At 45.1% G+C, this 534-nt stretch carries 1 pseudogene; it reads right to left on the bottom strand.

The annotated features are described in order from the left end of the window. Nucleotides 1-534: pseudogene (locus R7Q09_RS28065) on the bottom strand (hypothetical protein); the annotation flags it as partial.

The raw sequence follows: 534 nt of genomic DNA, 5'->3' as shown, positions 1-534 counted from the left end.
CCCTCTTGTCATCCAGTTACGAACACCACCAAAACTGTAATCCGCTTCTAAGCTTGCTACAGTGTTATTCCGCGTTGGCTCACCTTGATATTCAGCGTCTATTGAATCAAACCAAGTTAACTCACCTCGCAGCCCTGCATCGTAAACATCGGTCGCAAATCCAGCTCCAAGAATGTAATCCATCCGTGCTCGACCTGCGATAATTTGATAATCCCACCCAGAAACATTTGAAAAATAACGCAGCGAAGCGCTGTTTTGTCCAGATTCTTGTGAAGGAGAAAACACCAAATCTAAACCGTCGGCAAAACCAAGTTTTTTGCTGACCATAATGGCATCGGTGCCCGCTCTCTCTTCATAATCAAAGTCGTAAATCGAGTACGCGTTATAAACGTCATTAGGGTTCCAGATGGTGTTCATGGACCAGTTAATACGAAAACGCCCGACACTGGCACTCCAATCGTCGCTCTTCCAGTTCACATACAATCGGTCAAATTGAGAATTCAGAATAACGTCGTCTTCGCGCCAGTTTTTGCT

It is taken from the genome of Vibrio sp. 2130-1, from assembly GCF_033339515.1.
Note: the sequence above shows the minus strand (reverse complement) of the source record. Positions and strands in the feature narration are given on the sequence as shown.